At 51.0% G+C, this 15,629-nt stretch carries 18 protein-coding genes; 7 read left to right on the forward strand and 11 right to left on the reverse strand.

What is annotated here, in order from left to right; genetic code table 11:
* The first annotated feature begins 129 nt into the window (after positions 1-129).
* Together KZZ10_RS11005 and KZZ10_RS11010 are read left to right on the forward strand one after the other, a co-directional pair.
* On the forward strand, positions 130-639 hold the full coding sequence (locus KZZ10_RS11005; protein ID WP_259661583.1) for a DUF1993 domain-containing protein: 510 nt from the start codon (positions 130-132) through the stop codon (positions 637-639).
* A 59-nt stretch (positions 640-698) separates the two neighbouring features.
* On the forward strand, positions 699-1,340 hold the full coding sequence (locus tag KZZ10_RS11010; protein WP_259661584.1) for an SOS response-associated peptidase: 642 nt from the start codon (positions 699-701) through the stop codon (positions 1,338-1,340).
* A 4-nt stretch (positions 1,341-1,344) separates the two neighbouring features.
* Here the strand turns inward: KZZ10_RS11010 and KZZ10_RS11015 are convergent, their stop codons facing one another.
* From KZZ10_RS11015 to KZZ10_RS11035, 5 genes are all read right to left on the reverse strand, one after another.
* The gene (locus KZZ10_RS11015; RefSeq protein ID WP_259661585.1) at positions 1,345-1,896 is read right to left on the reverse strand and encodes a hypothetical protein; all 552 of its coding nucleotides are present in this window, start codon (positions 1,894-1,896) and stop codon (positions 1,345-1,347) included.
* Positions 1,897-1,905: 9 nt separating this feature from the next.
* Entirely contained in the window at positions 1,906-3,291 is a 1,386-nt protein-coding gene (locus tag KZZ10_RS11020) for a DUF2779 domain-containing protein (protein WP_259661586.1), read from the reverse strand.
* Between the two features lie 85 nt (positions 3,292-3,376).
* Complete coding sequence (locus KZZ10_RS11025) at positions 3,377-4,348, reverse strand: helix-turn-helix transcriptional regulator (protein ID WP_259661587.1); 972 nt, start codon at positions 4,346-4,348, stop codon at positions 3,377-3,379.
* Positions 4,349-4,707: 359 nt separating this feature from the next.
* Entirely contained in the window at positions 4,708-6,012 is a 1,305-nt protein-coding gene (locus tag KZZ10_RS11030) for a hypothetical protein (protein ID WP_259661588.1), read from the reverse strand.
* Positions 6,013-6,160: 148 nt separating this feature from the next.
* Positions 6,161-6,628: a YbjN domain-containing protein gene (locus KZZ10_RS11035; protein ID WP_259661589.1), complete on the reverse strand. Its 468-nt coding sequence runs from the start codon at positions 6,626-6,628 to the stop codon at positions 6,161-6,163.
* 146 nt (positions 6,629-6,774) lie between these two features.
* Here KZZ10_RS11035 and KZZ10_RS11040 point away from each other — a divergent pair, with 146 nt between their 5' ends.
* Positions 6,775-7,209 (forward strand): MerR family transcriptional regulator, encoded by a 435-nt coding sequence (locus tag KZZ10_RS11040; protein ID WP_259661590.1) that lies wholly within the window; start codon positions 6,775-6,777, stop codon positions 7,207-7,209.
* Positions 7,206-9,548 carry a VIT and vWA domain-containing protein gene (locus tag KZZ10_RS11045; RefSeq protein ID WP_259661591.1) on the forward strand — a complete coding sequence of 781 codons (2,343 nt, stop codon included), beginning with the start codon at positions 7,206-7,208 and terminating at the stop codon, positions 9,546-9,548. The genes KZZ10_RS11040 and KZZ10_RS11045 overlap by 4 nt, the downstream gene beginning before the upstream one ends.
* On the opposite strand, the gene KZZ10_RS11050 is transcribed toward KZZ10_RS11045, so the two are convergent.
* From KZZ10_RS11050 to KZZ10_RS11065, 4 genes are all read right to left on the reverse strand, one after another.
* Positions 9,545-10,729, reverse strand: coding sequence for an ATP-binding protein (locus KZZ10_RS11050; RefSeq protein WP_259661592.1), 1,185 nt, complete (start codon positions 10,727-10,729; stop codon positions 9,545-9,547). The genes KZZ10_RS11045 and KZZ10_RS11050 overlap by 4 nt on opposite strands.
* Before the next feature lie 80 nt (positions 10,730-10,809).
* Positions 10,810-11,439: a hypothetical protein gene (locus KZZ10_RS11055; RefSeq protein ID WP_259661593.1), complete on the reverse strand. Its 630-nt coding sequence runs from the start codon at positions 11,437-11,439 to the stop codon at positions 10,810-10,812.
* Entirely contained in the window at positions 11,432-11,764 is a 333-nt protein-coding gene (locus KZZ10_RS11060; protein WP_259661594.1) for a hypothetical protein, read from the reverse strand. Before KZZ10_RS11060 ends, KZZ10_RS11055 begins: the two co-directional genes overlap by 8 nt.
* Positions 11,765-11,841: 77 nt before the next feature.
* Positions 11,842-12,249, reverse strand: a complete 408-nt coding sequence (locus KZZ10_RS11065) for a hypothetical protein (RefSeq protein ID WP_259661595.1) — start codon at positions 12,247-12,249, stop codon at positions 11,842-11,844.
* A 184-nt stretch (positions 12,250-12,433) separates the two neighbouring features.
* Between KZZ10_RS11065 and KZZ10_RS11070 the strand changes: the two genes are divergently transcribed.
* Positions 12,434-12,556: a type II toxin-antitoxin system RelE/ParE family toxin gene (locus KZZ10_RS11070; RefSeq protein WP_259662195.1), complete on the forward strand. Its 123-nt coding sequence runs from the start codon at positions 12,434-12,436 to the stop codon at positions 12,554-12,556.
* Positions 12,546-12,830, forward strand: a complete 285-nt coding sequence (locus tag KZZ10_RS11075) for a helix-turn-helix transcriptional regulator (protein ID WP_259661596.1) — start codon at positions 12,546-12,548, stop codon at positions 12,828-12,830. The genes KZZ10_RS11070 and KZZ10_RS11075 overlap by 11 nt, the downstream gene beginning before the upstream one ends.
* Before the next feature lie 64 nt (positions 12,831-12,894).
* On the opposite strand, the gene KZZ10_RS11080 is transcribed toward KZZ10_RS11075, so the two are convergent.
* Together KZZ10_RS11080 and KZZ10_RS11085 are read right to left on the reverse strand one after the other, a co-directional pair.
* Positions 12,895-13,785 (reverse strand): dienelactone hydrolase family protein, encoded by an 891-nt coding sequence (locus tag KZZ10_RS11080; protein WP_259661597.1) that lies wholly within the window; start codon positions 13,783-13,785, stop codon positions 12,895-12,897.
* A 52-nt stretch (positions 13,786-13,837) separates the two neighbouring features.
* Positions 13,838-14,206, reverse strand: coding sequence for a hypothetical protein (locus KZZ10_RS11085; protein WP_259661598.1), 369 nt, complete (start codon positions 14,204-14,206; stop codon positions 13,838-13,840).
* A 464-nt stretch (positions 14,207-14,670) separates the two neighbouring features.
* Here KZZ10_RS11085 and KZZ10_RS11090 point away from each other — a divergent pair, with 464 nt between their 5' ends.
* On the forward strand, positions 14,671-15,561 hold the full coding sequence (locus KZZ10_RS11090; RefSeq protein WP_259661599.1) for a TauD/TfdA dioxygenase family protein: 891 nt from the start codon (positions 14,671-14,673) through the stop codon (positions 15,559-15,561).
* Positions 15,562-15,629 lie beyond the last annotated feature (68 nt).

Here is a 15,629-nt window from a genome sequence, read left to right on the forward strand (position 1 = left end):
ACAGAAATCATAGAGCGGATTGATCAATTTATTACGTGTTTGGCCATACAAATGACGACACTCTTTGCCATTATTGGCTTACTCTCAAAGATTGCGAACATTTTCTAATTTTCAAAAGGCTCGAACACCATGTCCACATCCCTTTACAACGCCACAGTCCCTGTCTTCAAGCAAATGCTCTTAGCCCTTAGTGACGTCTTAAAAAAAGGCGAGGAGTATGCTGAACAGAAAAAATTTGACTCGACAGTCTTATTGCAGGCGCGTTTGTTCCCCGACATGCTTCCACTGGTTCGCCAAGTACAAATTGCCTGTGATTTCGCCAAGAGCGTCCCTTCGCGTCTTGCCGGGGTAGAAGTTGCCGCGTATGAAGATACTGAACAAACTTTTGCTGAGTTGCAGCAACGTATTGCCAAGACACTTGCGCTCATTAACGCGTTCACGCCCGCGCAATTAGACGGTAGCGCCGTCAAAGAAATTGTTTTACGTCCAGGCACTCCAAAAGAGAAAAAACTCGCGGTCGAAGACTACGCCTTGAAATACGGCATGCCGCAATTCTTCTTTCATGTCACCACCGCATACAACTTGCTACGCAGCAATGGTGTCGAAATCGGCAAGAAGGACTTTATGGGTTCGTACTAGCATTCTTTAGCACTGGCATTATTTAGCACTGGTATTAATTAGCACTGTCTTTATGCGCGATGTGTAGCCACTACAAACCAGTCTCCCATATCAACCAGCTGCGCCAAGCCTTTGGGCTGGGCCCGCTGGAGGATCTTGGCAGGCCAGATATGTGGCCGGGTTACCAAGGCGTGTTTATCCGCCCTCACCCACACGCGGATGTCGGTGACGAGGCGGTTCCCGCGCGCGAGGCACTTGCTGGTCACTGGGGTCTGATCCCCCATTGGTCTAAAGATGGCAAGGTCAAGGGCACGTTCAATGCCCGCAGCGAAACCATCGCAGAGAAGCCAACGTTTCGTGATGCCTGGAGAAAAGGCCAACGCTGCATCATCCCGGCACTATCAGTATTTGAGCCCGACTGGCGCTCAGGCAAGGCCGTGCCCGCCAAAGTATCACGTGCCGATGGTGAACCGATGGGTATCGCGGGAATCTGGTCGACTTGGCGTGGCCCGACCGGCTGGGTAGAAAGCTACACCATGCTGACTGTTAACGCGGACGATCACGCTGTCTTTAAGCTCTTGCACAAACCGCAAGACGAAAAGCGCATGGTGGTGATCCTGAACCCCGACAGCTACGAGACTTGGCTTAAAGGGAATGCTGCGGACGTCGCGCCACTTATTCGGCAGTGCCCGGCAGAGGCGCTTAAGTTAGGTCAAACCTAGCAACCTAGCCCACCCGCTCTTCATCAACTTCTTTTGAGCGGTCAAAGAACTTTCGGACTTCAGCTTGGTAGCGGGCTCTAATTACATTGGACTGTTTATTCCCTTGACCAATGGTGATCCGCTTGTTCTGCAACTCATCGAACATCTGATCTATTTCATTATGAAAAATCGTCAGTTGAACCTTAAGCTCATATTCCCTAAAAGCTTGAAGCCGTAGCGCTCTGCACTCTTTATTTTTCTCACGAAACTCTTTAAGCAACTCGACCTGGGTATCGGTTAAGTACTGCGTAGAATTTTCGAGATAAGAATACTCTCTCGCGATTGCCGGTGAGTACAAGATTTGAGAAAACACACGCTTCCCCACGTCTGAGTCATTCAGGTCGTCCAGACAGCGATTCGCTTGAGCAAAAGTGACAACCGTAGCCGGCTTAGCAACGGGGGTGGCGGTCTCCTGCTTTGTTGCAGAACTCTGGCATCCGCTTAAAACAAAGGCGATCGCTAATAATCCTAGCTTCATTCGCAGGTTGGTTTGGCGCATTTCACGCAGTCGTTTCATTCAAACTCTTTAATTTGGTTGTAATGCACAAAAGCGCTTAGCGACGTGCACCATCGCTAGGGTATCTTGATAACAGTACTTCAATAAGTCCTCATAGAGCGCATCGCGCCGCAAGACTGGTGTTGCGCGATCAATCAGCTCTAGGTACGCGACCTGTGCCAAACCACCATTTCCAATTGCTAAATTGACGTAGTCCAAGTCTGACAAAGTTGGTAACACTGCTTTGATTGACCACGACCCCATCATTGCTGGGTGATAGTAGTTTTTCTGTGCCAACGGCAAGAGATCAAAAATTCGCTCTATCAACGCCAACAACCGCGGAGCTAGGTCCGGGAAATGCGCAGCAAGCTCTTCTATCCGGGAACTCTCAAAACCTGCGTTATAGACAAGAATGCTCCCCTGCGCCCCCAAGGTATTGAGCAAAGACTCTGCAAAGACGCGCCTAGGGTCGCTCGCGTCTCGGTGCAAGAACTGCTGATGTTGTAACGCCGCACCTGCACCCGTCTCGATATGGCATGACCACTGAAAAGGTATTTGTTGATACGGACGACTGTCTAGCCAACGTGGCACCGCCGGTGCAACGGTCTCAAAGTCTAGGTAATAACGGGGATACGGCAACTGATCCAGCGCTTCTTTGGCCAAAGGATTCAAATACGTCTGACCGGACACAGAGACTTGGCGCACACGCTCGTGGTTCTCTTTATCTAGATAGCCGTCGGGGATTTGTCTTACATCGCTGATGCCCTTTTTTGCAAACTGTTCTAACTGCTTTGCACTGACTCGCGGCAAGATAGAGACTGGGTACTCGGTTTGCTTCTCTAAGGATTTGCAATATGCAAGGTAGCCGCACTCAAAGGGCTGTTTGCACTGACGACCCGTCTTTACTTCTGGGAGCTCAGTTTGTTCGCTGGTTGCCTTAGCTGAGGCGATCCAGTCGGGCACTTGATCAAGACGCTCTTTGACTGAAGCGGTAATGTCGACTTCAGTAATCAAGCCTTGGTACTGCCCTTCCGTTTTGTACTCAAACGTATTATTGATATGACCTAACGCTACGCTTGTGGGTACCAAGCCTGCTTGCTGCATTACCCAGTACTGAACGCTCGCGTCCTCGTAGTGATAGTCCTTCACCTCAGTTGAGGACTTCACTTCAACAAGCCGATAGCTACCTTTTTGTGGCAAGAGTAGATCGACTCTGACTAAGACATCGCCTGCAACAAACGCAGGTTCAAACACGGGAACCGTTTTTTGGTTTAGCGCCTCTTGCGTGCGCACCAAGGCCTGGGGAAGATGTAGGGTATCTATCAATACACCGCCAGGGTGCAATTGACGCGAGACATCCCCAACCCGATTGCCCTCAGCCAGGCGCGCGATGGTCGCGTCGTCGTATTGCGCCAAAGAGCGTCGGTTCAGATCAAGCCATAAGAGCCTGGGGCACTGTCGATGCTTCGTGATCTTTGATTTTGTTAACACTGGCGAGCGCTTAATAAAGCTGTGACATTTTTTGTACGGTCTCTTTAACTTTCTTTTTAAGTGCAGGTGGCCCGAGGACTTCTACGTCAGGCCCTTGGCGCAAGATATCTTGGATGAGCTCCCAGTCTTCGCCATACGGCACTTCTAAGGTGTAGCTGCCATCTGGGTGCACTTCACCCACTTGCTCGGGATGCCAGACCTCGCGCGCAACCCATTGCGCTCTGAAGGGTGTGAACTTCAACTTTGCAAGCTGGCTATTCTTGCCAGAGAAAATACCGTAGCTCGTCTCAAACATTTCGCGTAACTCGCCTTCGGGAACGTTCTTCGCGATTTGCTCTGTTAACTGTGCACCATTCAAGGCATCGAGCGCAAAACTGCGTAGACCATCGCGTAGATGACAGTAAGCATCAAGGTACCAATTGTCGCGGTAGTACACAAGCCGCTGCGGAGATACTTGACGCTCGGTCGCCTGACCCGTTTGACGCGCAAAATGTTTGAGGTCGAGACGCTTGCGTTGTACCAACGCATGGGTGATCACTTGAAAATGTTCACCCAAGACCTGGCGCTGCGCCATCGGCAAAATCCGAATGCGCGACATCACCTCTTTGGAACCACCAACGCCCCCGTCTAATAAGCCCTCAAGACGGCTCTTAAACGGTGAAACGTGTGGCAGTAGCAAGCCACCCGGTTCGAGTTTTGAAATCAATTCAATCATCGTCAACAATGAATGGATCTCTTGCTGGTTAAACCAAACACCTGGCAGCTCGAAGGTTTTGTCCTCCGACGGTTGCCGTGTCATGGCGTAGCCGCGTAGCGTCGCATCCCAAGCGAAGGGGATATTGAGCCGATCACGCATATAGGCCAGATCACGATTTAAGGTTGCGCGCGAGACTTCAAGCGCGTCCTGCATTTGCTTCATTGTGACTGAGGGCTTGGCCATCAACATGGCTTGAATCTTGTAGAACCGTTCTGTGCGATCCATCGTTCTTTTTCACCAATCTTGTGTCAAGGAGCGTTTAACAAGGACGTTTGTTAAGTAAATATTAGACTACTTCTGACAACTATTTTGCACGTTGCGGTGGCTCACCACGCGATACATCGACAAATTGCAAGGAGGCGCCGCAGCGGCCAAGCGCGCACGGCGTTTAGACCGTCGCTTCTCTAACGCCAAGACAAAGTCCCGCCGCCATCGCTTGGCGTGCGCCCCCTCAGGCTTAATGACGAGGACGAGCATTCCCAGACTCGGCGCAACCCATTGCAGTGACGCACAACAGTCGTAGCCCTGTGAGTATGGCGTGAGGTACATCAATCGTGGAGAACTAAGCGCTAACACACAGATACTCAGGAGCGCTGTGAACGTTTTAACCAACTTTCGACCCCACAATTCCTTGCCATTAACCTGGCGGTTGATCCATCAAACTGAACATAGTCAGGATTCGCTCCTTTTCTGAGCAGAGCTCTTACGGCCAATTGATCTCTCCGACGAATGGCACCAGGCAGTCGCTCCGTCGCTAAATCCGCTTGACGCTGCCGAGCACGTATCAACCGCTCTCGCTCCTTGCGAGCCGCTAATCTGGCACGTTCAAGACGCAATGCATGATGTTCAATCATTCGATCAAGAATATTTCGAACACCATTACGCGCGAGAGTGTTTATTTCAGCCTCACTTAAGTAACCTGCTTCAAGGTAGATCAACACCGATCGAATCTCAACCTCATAGCGTTTTACCTCGTCGTATCCAAGACTTCCCAAGTCGCTTAATATTTCCGCTGTACTTGACGCTTCAAGATACTTACGTAAGTTCCTACCACCACAAGTACCGCAACTTAAATCGGCACACCCAGATAAACTAGCTTGAAAAAAAGCAGCCAAGAGCGGGTTGATTCTCAGATGTAGTAACTTTTCTATTTGTCGCCGCCTATTTGCAGCTCTTGCACGTAGTTCAGAGTAGCGCTCGTTATATTTATCTTTCTCGGCCATTTCGATTTGAACCATAGCTCGAGCCGTCCCCATACGCACTCGTTCTTCTACTTGCGGTGACGTCGGTTGCATAAATAGCTTCCAAACAGTCAAGCCTTGATAGGGTCGAGATGTTGGAATTTTTTTGACAACTTGACTGTACCAACGCCAAGGTGACGATGCATCTTGCCCTTGCAAACTGCTCACTAAATACTTAGGCGGCATAAGCGGATGAGCCATCATGACTAGGCTAGCTAGCTCGGCTTTATCGTCACGAAATGCAGTCCAGTTGCCAGTAAAGCCATCACAGCGAACGAGTGCAATGGCATACGGCGAAACATTAAAACGCCAATACAAAGACCAATAGGCAGAAACAGCCTCACCACCGATATAAAGCAAACTGAATCGCTCGGGACCATGTTCGGGTCCATAAGTATCAAGTCTTTCAAACACAGCCCACAACGCGTAACTGAAATAGGGGGAGCGGAACCTAAAATCTCGGCGGTCACCTTCTTCAACATACCGATGGGGTTCGAACGATTTGATGCCGAGAGTGTTTTGCTCGATATTTTTTTGAAACAGAAGTCTGTAACCCTTAAAGGTATGTAGCGCTTGTTCTACATAATTACGAGGACAACTTTGATCAACATACACAAAACTATGCACTGCTCCAGAAAAATACTGCACAGGTCTTCCGTCGTACCCGCAAGCTGGATAAAAAAACGAACGCCATAGGATGTGTCTTAAAGGCAATGCATCCTCGAGCGAGGCTTTCATCAGCCAGTCTGGCGTCGCAATAGTCTGATCCGCAAGTTCGACCAACATACAGATCTCTTTAATTAAGCGTCACAGGCTGTGACTCGCGTCGATACAACTCGCGATACTCACGGCTGGCGCTAATGACGAATTCAGCTGCAGACACCACGGTTCTGCTGTATTCCGCCGCCTCAGCGCAGTGGGTTTCGTAGGTGACCCAGACGGTGTTGTTGCTGTTGACGAAGGCTTTTACGCAGCGTCGGTCTGCGTTGAGATCGTTTGCAATGTCGATGCACTTGGTGCGCTCGGCCGAGTCCAGTTCCCAGAATACGCAGCAATAAAGGCGAAAGCCACCGCCCGCTTGATACGGGTCTAGATAGAGCTTCCACCCTTCGCACTTAAAGCCAATCGAGCCGTCTTCATCGATCTTTGGCCGAAAACCTTCTTGCGCTAGGTGTTCATAGATTTGCTGAAGGCTGACGTCGACGTCAATTTTTGGGACGGGTAAAGCAATGGTTGCGCTCTCAGCGCTGCGGGCTTCTGCCATGGTGGGGCTCCTGTTCTGTTGTCCTGAATACGTGGTGTAGTCAGTATTGAATTTTTGGTGGCTCACTGCATGAGCCACTCAGCGACTTATGATCTTATTTTAATTAAGACAGTTTATTTGTACAGTAGTAGTGTTATTATAAACACATGAACACTGCCAATCACACCCAAACGTTCTCGCTTGACGAGCTCTGTGCCCTCACTGACCTCACCAAACGCACGGTTCGCTATTACGTCCAAATCGGACTTGTGAACCGGCCTGAAGGTGAAACACGGGCAGCAAAGTATTCGCCACAGCATCTTGAACAACTCTTGCTCGTCAAAAAATGGACAGCTGCCGGGGTGTCGCTTGACCGTATTCGTGAACTGCTTCAAGGCGGCTCAGCGCCAGTACCTGAGCGCGGGCCCGCCCCCGGGTCTATCGAAGTCTGCAGCCATTTGCACGTGGCGAACGGGGTCGAACTCGTGATTGAACCGACACGTGCAGGGCTCAGCCCAGAACAACTGCGTCAGTTTGTGCGCGCCGTCATGCAGGCCTACGCGCAGCTCGACTCAGACAACACTAACAGGACAGAAAAATGAGCATCGACACAATAGAAGATCTGATGACCGCCACCGTCTGCAATAGCCTCGGTGACCCCATCCCTTTAAAAAACGTAGCGATTACGGGCAACCTAAAAGGCGCCTTGTTTGAAGCCCAAGTACGTCAGTCGTTTCACAACCCTAGAAAGATCCCGACCGAAGTGGTCTACAGCTTTCCCCTACCGATTGGGGCAGTCTTGCTGGGGGTTGAGGCGCAACTCGGTCAGGCCAAGCTCAGCGGCTCTGTCATCGCAACGCCCGAAGCGACAGAGCGTTATGAGGAGGCGCTGTCTCAAGGCGACGCAGCCATCATGCTCGAGCAAGCGGGCGATGGCACCTATGTTTTGAACCTAGGCAATCTTCTGCCGAAGGAAGAATGCATCATCACCCTCACCTACGGTCAGCTATTGGATTTTGAGCAAGGGGGTTTGCGCTTGGCGATACCCACAGTGATTGCGCCGCGCTTTGGTGATCCAATGCGTGGGGGTGGTTTAGCACCCCATCAAGTACCCGACACGAATGTGCTTGCCGAGTACGGTTTTAGCCTAACCCTGACCTTGCACGACGCACTCGCCAACGCGCGCGTTGCCTCGCCTAGCCATCCGATTAGCGTGGCTCGTGGTGCAACGGGCCAGCAGCTCACCGTCTCACTCGCAAAACAAAGCTATCTAGATCGCGACTTTATTTTGGTATTGGATCAGTTGGCAGAGACGTCTCTGCTAACCGTCGGGGCAGACTATGCGGACCCAAGCAAGTTTGTTGCGACGGCAAGTTTTTGTCCGAGCATCCCCCAAGCTGGCACACAACCCACGGCGGTCAAGATTTTGGTGGACTGTTCTGGCTCAATGGGTGGCGGGAGCATCACGGCCGCTCGCCGGGCGCTGATGTCGGTGCTTAAGCAACTCAAAGCGGGCGATAAGTTCTCGCTCTCTAAGTTTGGTACGAGTGTTGAACATGGCTCGCGCGCGCTTTGGTCGGTGTCGGATCAGTCACGTGTCAGCGCAGAAAGCTGGATCACGCAACTAGAAGCCAACATGGGTGGCACGGATATCCCCGACGCACTTGAAAGCACCCTCGCTCTAGGAAGCAACAGTAACTGCGACGTGCTGCTCATTACCGATGGTCAAACACATGAAGTCAACAGCATTATCGAGCGCGCAAATAAATCGAAGCACCGGATCTTTACCGTGGGTATCGGCGCGAGTCCCAGTCAAGGTGTGTTGGAGCGCTTGGCTGCTGCAACAGACGCGACTTGCGACTTTATCGCCGCGGGCGAAGCGGTCGAGCCTGCGATCGTGCGCATGTTTAATCGCTTACGCTCCCCTTCCTTACAGAACATTCAAGTTCATTGGCCCAAAGACTGCGTACCCACCAAAGAGATTCCGCTTGGTCAAGCGCTGTTTGACGGCGACACCGTGCACGTCTCGGCTTGGTTCGATCAAGCCCCGACTGGTCGCGTAACGCTCAGTGGCCACGTCGCTGGGCAAGAGATCGCACAAGAAATCGGCGTGGTTGAATTTAAACCTGCCACACAGGACAACGCAGACGCCACCGGCACGATAGCGAGCGCCTTATCCCGCATCGCTGCCGCACAGAGCCTTAAAACACTCGACAACGAAACGCTTGAAAACGAAGCGCTCGCAACACAGATCGCTGTGGCCTATCAACTCGTCACCGAGCACACCAACTTCTTGATGGTGCACGAGCGAAGCGCCGCTGACAAAGCCACGCAAATGCCGGTGTTGCACAAAGTGCCGCAGATGTTGCCGGCGGGCTGGGGCGGGACGAGTCATGAAGTCAGTTTGATGTGTGACTCCATCAGCTTTGCACACTCATCTGCCTCTGCCGCACGAAATCTGCCACAGACGAGTATCCAAGAACTTCGCGCCTCGGTAGGCGACTTCTCAATGCCAAGCCTGCTGCGCAACCCAAGAAATAACCCACCCGCTTCAGACAAAAAGATCGTGCGTGACACTACGCATTACGAAGTCCCTGCGTTTTTGCGCAGAGAGGGCTATGACCAAAAATCTGGGTACAACCTTGGTGATGTCTTAAAGATCAAAGCAGATTCTATTTGGTTCGTCATCAATGAGAATCAAGAAAAAATCCTCGCCTTGATCACCGACCACCCCAGCGATCCTGGCATCCGGGTTTGGTTCACCAACGCGCAGCACGAAGTGTTTGATTATCTCGATTTCGACACCCTCGAAGAAGCACTCACCACCCTTCGCGTGCACGGCTTTGAAGATCAAGTAAAAAAACGCGTCTCGCTCCTAAGCCGCTTCCGGACTCGTTACATCTGGAAATGCGAGGATCACACGAGAAGGTATAAGCGCTAAAGCCATTGTTCCGGCTTTGAGAGCAGGAACTCGGTCAAGGGTATGCCGCCTGTGCCCACGACCAAGGGCTTGCTTTGCTTGTAGTTGTTCGTGAAGTGCTTCAGCCCTGGATACTGACCTTTATCGCGACCGCTCTTTACCTCGATCGCGGTCAGTCTCTCGCCTTGGCTGAGCACAAAATCAACTTCGTCGGCACGCTCACGCCAATACTGCAGGGCCACACCCGAAGGCTTGTAGTTATGGAGGTGGGCGCCGACAGCGGACTCAACTAAGCGCCCCCACAACTCGCGATCTTTAAGCGCGGCCTCAAAGTTTGTCCCGAGCTGCGCACTCACCAGCGCTAAATTCAACGCCTGCAGTTTTGGGCTCGACGCACGACTGCGAGCCTGATCACCTGCGAACTTCTCAAGGCCTGTCAGCAGCCATGCGCCGCTAAGCAGTGTGAGGTAACTCGAAAGCGTTGTCGTATTGCCAGCATCTTGCAATTGCCCGATCATTTTTTGATATGACAAAATCTGACCCGAGTAATGGCACCCCAATACAAACAAGCTTCTTAACAACGCAGGCTTGTCGATGCGCGTGAGTTGCAATACGTCTTTTGCGAGTGTTGGTTCAATAATCGAGTCGAGCACATAATCGCGCCACCGGTTCTCGTCAGAAATCAGGGAGGCCGCGCCGGGATAGCCACCGAAATAAATGTACTGCTCGAGGTTCCAGTCAAACGCTTCGCGCATTTCCGCGAAAGACCAGTGCGGCACGCGGATTAACTCAAAGCGCCCTGCGAGACTTTCGCTCACGCCTTGTTGCATCAAAAACTGAGACGAACCCAGCAGCACGACACGCAAAGGATTAGCCGCTTCAGAATTAAAGCTGTCCTCGTCCCACAACATTTTGATGACTTCAGACCAACGCTCTACTTTGTGCACTTCATCCAATACCAGCACACATGGTTGGCCTTGGGCAGACCGGCGAGCGACAGCCCACTGCTGTTGAAGCCACGCTGCGTCAGGCTTACTCGGCAGATCAGCAGACGCGTAATGACTCACCCCCTGAAAGCTCGCCATCGCTTGGCGCGCAAGGGTTGTCTTGCCGACCTGACGCGGCCCGGACAAAATCTGTATGAAGCGTCGGGGCTCAACTAGGCGCTGACACAAGGTGGCGTACTGAAGACGATTAAACATAGCTTAGTCTTTAATATTACAATTTGCTCAACATGGTGAGTAATTTTACTCAATATATTGAGCAAATTGTAAATTTTTACTTACTCCCCGTCAGTTTCTGCTGCAAACCTCTCCTGCACCATGTCGCGCAAGGTCTCGTCTAAGCACGGATAGAACTCAGACTCCGCCTCAAAGAAACACTGCATTTCTTCTACGTCGTCGGGGTAGTTCATCTTCAGACACCCCATCAGATCCCAGGCGTGCAAGAAGAAGTCAATCAACTGCCCCATTGTGAGCGGCCTGGCAGAGGTGCGCGTGGTGGGTTCTTCTAAGGTCTCGCCCTCGTACTCATCCACGACACGGTAGTGAATGCGTTTGCCAACTAGGCGCGCGTAGACCACGGTCACATCAAACGTTGTCGAGCGGATACTAATGCGCGCGATTTCTACCTCCTTAGGCTTTAAGCGCGCCAAGAACTCACCGCCTAAAAACATGGGATGCATACGACCGAGCATCGTCCGATCAAACGATTCGAGTTCGGGCTCTTTAAGGAAGTCCGGCAGCTCGTCGATGGCGCCGTTCTCGAGCGCGCCTTTAATCATCTCGCGCCGGGCTCGGCCTTTGACGTGCGTTAAGAGCTCAGCCTGTAAGTCATACCGTGCGAAGTAATCGCGCGGACGATACTGCAACGAGCTGACCGGTAACGCCTTGGGTGTTTGCGCCTTAGACATGACGGCTCTCCTCGCGCAACTCGGCAACCCAGGACGGTGGCATTGAATCCCCCTTCACGGTGAAGACAATATGCGGATTGTGTTTGAGAGGACCTAGCCACATATCGGCTAAGGCCACCCAGTCATCGGGCTCAAAAGACTCGGTGCGCAACGCGTCAAGCGCGCTTTCAAGATCGCCGCCACTCATTGCCACAAGGCAATAGAGGTCGGCATCGCCAACGCCCAAGAACTGCTCACTTTCGAAGGCACGACAGTCACCCGGATAGTGGGCTGCGATATCGGTTTTACGAAAAAAAGCCGACAAAAACTTCACTTGCACAGTCATTGCAATCTCCTGTTTAGCCAGTTTGGCAATACGCCCGGGTTGGCAAGTTGGATATAAATCCCCCGTCCTACTTCACTCTACCGCCCATAAACGTTATACCCACCCACGCCATTCGGTATGACTTGAGTCGAACCATTTGGACCGTACACGTTATAGCCGCCGACGCCGTTTGATTGAATCTGCGTCGTGCCATTAGGACCATAGCTGTTGTAGCCGCCCACACCGTTGGGTATGACCTGCGTTGAGCCTTGTGGGCCATAGACGTTATAACCACCGACACCGTTTGACTGGATCTGGGTCGTGCCATTGGGACCGTAGGTGTTATAGCCCCCTACGCCATTAGGGATCACTTGCGTTATGCCCTGCGGGCCATACACGTTGTAGCCACCTACCCCGTTGGGTATCACTTGGGTCTGAGCCAACACGAGCCGATCACAGAGGGCAAGGCTCCATACAGCCAACACAACGACAGCAAGCTTTTTCATAGTCGATCTCCTGTTTAGGAGATGATGCGCCATTGAGTGCCTCACTGGATGACACACTTAAAAAGCGTTGAAATCACAGGCAATCACGTACCCCCTCCCTCAGCCTGGCAATTAACTCTTAGCATTGATCCGTTGAGACTTTCTTAGTCATTGAAGCATTGCAGTTATAGCAAAAAAGAGATAAATTACCTATGCGACCGGTAAGCAGTTAGTGGTGCTGCATATCTTCACCAAAAAGACTGAAAAAACACCGAGTCGAGCCATTGAAACGGCAAAAGACAGATTACGGAGAATCAATGTTAAATGACTTAAAAGGTGTCAAAGCCCGCCTCTTGAAGGATCCCGAGGCGAGTGCCGAGTACGCAAAGCAAGCACCTGAGTTCGCGATCGCACGCGAGCTTATCGCTGCACGTGTTCGAGCAGGCATGACACAAGCCGAATTGGCCCAGCGCATGAGCACGACTCAATCAACGATTGCCAGACTAGAAAGCGGTCGTATGTTGCCCTCAATGCGGACATTTTCTAGGTATGCTCAAGCCACGAATAGCCATCCAGTATTGCGGCTAGTTGCAAAAACGTGAAGGTTTTACCCACCCACGCCATTCGGCATGGCTTGGTTCGAGGCGTCTTCCTGAAAAACGCCAATTATTTCGGACCCGGCCCACCTGGTTTGTATTGCGGATAGATGACCGCGATCGGCAAGCCAAGCTGCGTCATGAATTTTTCTAGGTAAGGCTCCCATATTGCGCGACCATCTCTGTGGCCAAACAAACTGTGCGCGTCTTCACCAAACACACCGAAGGCCACAAGCTGCGCCTTGGGGTTTGCTTTGCTGTAGCGCTCAAACATGTCTGAATAAATCTCTTTAGAGAAATAACTATCGTTATCTCCATACAGCCAGAGCGATGGGATGGTTGTTGCAGCCCCATAGCTTGCAGCACCTTTCGCCAGATTAGGCGCCCACCCAAGGCAATTTGTTTGACGCAGCCCACCCGCGAAATTCACTAAACCTTTAACGGAGGGATCGGGCTTAGAGGCACCATAGGCAAGCGTGGTCCAGCCACCATGAGACTGCCCTAGTACCAAGGTTTGTGTACGATCAACATAGTCAAGAGTGTGCGCATAAGCGACTGTGGCTGCGACATCCTCCGCTTGCTCGAGACCATTGGACTCGACATTGCATTCACCGCCGACATAACTGCCGGTTGATTTTGAAAATCCCGAGCGCATTGGTACAAAGACAACATAGCCGCGCTCAAGAAAAAATCTCGCCGCCCACCCAGGCGTATAGCGAGCCTGCAACCCGGGCGGCCCAGCTTGTTTTCCATGGTTAATGACAATCAAAGGAAACGGTCCATTTCCCTTGGGCTTGTAAACGGTTGTTTCTAGCTTAAGTGTGCCAAGCAATATCTTTTTAGGGATAAAGATGACTTCCGACGGCAGGCTTATTTGCTGAGCCCAAACCAAGGTCGCAGGTGCAAACAGCACGATTGCTAAGCCCAAGGCACAAAACGTTTGTGTGAAAAGCTTGATCATTATTATCATCCAACGCCACCACGAGGGCGCCCCTCGCATACGGTAACACCCATTACACTTCTTCCCAGTCGTCGTGCACTATGGGGTCACCCGACACATCCCACACCATCGAATGGTATTGCACCTCAAACCACTGCCGAAACATCCCTAGAGTACGACGCTCTGGCCACATGCTTTCATCCATAAACCAAGAGAATAGAAATTGTGTGAATATTGCATCCCAACGTCGTTCAGCCCAGCGCTGTGCTGCCTCTGGCGTTTCGACCTTACCCTCCGGAATAAGAAAAGCGTCTTGCTCTTGCCGAAAAGCGTCAAGCGTGAGGTAAGTCATAGGCTCTGGGTCTACACGCAAGATCCAGTCGAGTGCGGGCTGCTTAGGTAGTAAGACAATCAGATTGCGGTTTATCAGTGCACGTTTCATAGGAGCCTGTTAAGTTGTAAAAAAACAGTACGATCATGAGGATTTTATGAAAAAAACACTTGTTTAAATCATAAATCCGCATGACCATGCGGATCTGTTTCCAGCAGTTAAGGCATTTGGGTTTTAACCGTACCCCCAGACTTTGTACTCTGACAGCTTTGCTCTACCTGCGAAACGACCATTGTTGATGCGTCTAGTGACTTACCGAACTGCCGTTGGAAGGATTCACCTCCTCCTGCTTGCATATGTCTATTAGATGTTACGTAACAGATTAAAGCTTAACGAGTTGGCCACTGAGATAAAGACCTCAAGCGGACGGACGGTCAAATGACGACGCGATATATTTATTTGCTTCATTTATATATAGATAGAAAATAACTATAAAATCGAACAAACATAGCACTATGCTTACTCAAAAAAGCAGATCAGGCAAGAAGTCGTCATGACACCTAAGGAGACTGGAAATGAATCAAGCCGTTGCCTCGCCTAAAAGTATAAAAATTACACCGCTGAATGGACCACTTGGAGCGGATGTCGAGGGTGTTGATTTTTCAACGCCTTTAAGCGAGACCGATCGCCAAACAATAGAGCAAGCGTGGACCAAGCACCTGATACTGCGCTTTAGGGGGATTGGCAAGCTTTCGGCAGATGATTTGATTCTGTTCTCCAAAAACTTTGGTAAGTTGGATTCTCGCCCCATTGGTACCTCTGACAGGAATCCGTATTTTGATGTTGATAAACCAGAGATCACGATTATTTCTAATGTGGTGATGGATGGGAAACCAATCGGTGGGCTAGGCTCCTATGAGGCGGTATGGCATTCAGATATGACCTATGTCGATCTGCCCCCAAAAGGAAGCTGTCTCTACGCAGTTGAAATTCCGCCTAGTGGCGGAGATACGTACTTCACAAACATGTACGAGGCTTACGAAACACTCAGCCCTGCGATAAAGGAAAAGATCCAGAACCTTTTTTGCATTCACGATGCCAGTCGTAATAGCGCCGGGGAATTAAGAAAGGGATTCAAAGATATTGATGACCCAACGCAAACGATTGGTGCACGACATCCCTTGGTCCGCCTTCATCCTTTGAGTCAACGTAAAGCTTTATTTTTAGGTCGTCGCAGGAGTGCCTATATTTCAGGCTTGTCTTTGTCTGAAAGCGAGGACCTGCTAAACCAATTATGGGAACACGTCACGCAACCGAAATTCGCTTGGGGCCAGCAGTGGAAACTCGGCGACATGATCATGTGGGACAACAGATGTACGATGCACCGCAGAGAAGCATTTGACACATCGAGCCGCAGGTTGATGCTTCGCACTCAAATTTCGGGCGAACCAGTGTTGGCAGCTTGATTCTTTTAACCTACATATCGCGGACAAACTAAATGACACACCGTTTCAATAAATTTCTGATATTGCGC

This window comes from Zwartia hollandica (assembly GCF_019923725.1).
GTDB lineage: Bacteria > Pseudomonadota > Gammaproteobacteria > Burkholderiales > Burkholderiaceae_B > Zwartia > Zwartia hollandica.

Coding starts and splice junctions, on each gene's coding strand:
- KZZ10_RS11055 (WP_259661593.1), bottom strand. CDS start 11,439: ATGTCTAAGGCGCAAACACCCAAGGCGTTACCGGTCAGCTCGTTGCAG.
- KZZ10_RS11090 (WP_259661599.1), top strand. CDS start 14,671: ATGAATCAAGCCGTTGCCTCGCCTAAAAGTATAAAAATTACACCGCTG.
- KZZ10_RS11085 (WP_259661598.1), bottom strand. CDS start 14,206: ATGAAACGTGCACTGATAAACCGCAATCTGATTGTCTTACTACCTAAG.
- KZZ10_RS11075 (WP_259661596.1), top strand. CDS start 12,546: ATGTTAAATGACTTAAAAGGTGTCAAAGCCCGCCTCTTGAAGGATCCC.
- KZZ10_RS11005 (WP_259661583.1), top strand. CDS start 130: ATGTCCACATCCCTTTACAACGCCACAGTCCCTGTCTTCAAGCAAATG.
- KZZ10_RS11035 (WP_259661589.1), bottom strand. CDS start 6,628: ATGGCAGAAGCCCGCAGCGCTGAGAGCGCAACCATTGCTTTACCCGTC.
- KZZ10_RS11050 (WP_259661592.1), bottom strand. CDS start 10,729: ATGTTTAATCGTCTTCAGTACGCCACCTTGTGTCAGCGCCTAGTTGAG.
- KZZ10_RS11080 (WP_259661597.1), bottom strand. CDS start 13,785: ATGATCAAGCTTTTCACACAAACGTTTTGTGCCTTGGGCTTAGCAATC.
- KZZ10_RS11025 (WP_259661587.1), bottom strand. CDS start 4,348: ATGGATCGCACAGAACGGTTCTACAAGATTCAAGCCATGTTGATGGCC.
- KZZ10_RS11060 (WP_259661594.1), bottom strand. CDS start 11,764: ATGACTGTGCAAGTGAAGTTTTTGTCGGCTTTTTTTCGTAAAACCGAT.
- KZZ10_RS11065 (WP_259661595.1), bottom strand. CDS start 12,249: ATGAAAAAGCTTGCTGTCGTTGTGTTGGCTGTATGGAGCCTTGCCCTC.
- KZZ10_RS11015 (WP_259661585.1), bottom strand. CDS start 1,896: ATGAAACGACTGCGTGAAATGCGCCAAACCAACCTGCGAATGAAGCTA.
- KZZ10_RS11010 (WP_259661584.1), top strand. CDS start 699: ATGTGTAGCCACTACAAACCAGTCTCCCATATCAACCAGCTGCGCCAA.
- KZZ10_RS11040 (WP_259661590.1), top strand. CDS start 6,775: ATGAACACTGCCAATCACACCCAAACGTTCTCGCTTGACGAGCTCTGT.
- KZZ10_RS11045 (WP_259661591.1), top strand. CDS start 7,206: ATGAGCATCGACACAATAGAAGATCTGATGACCGCCACCGTCTGCAAT.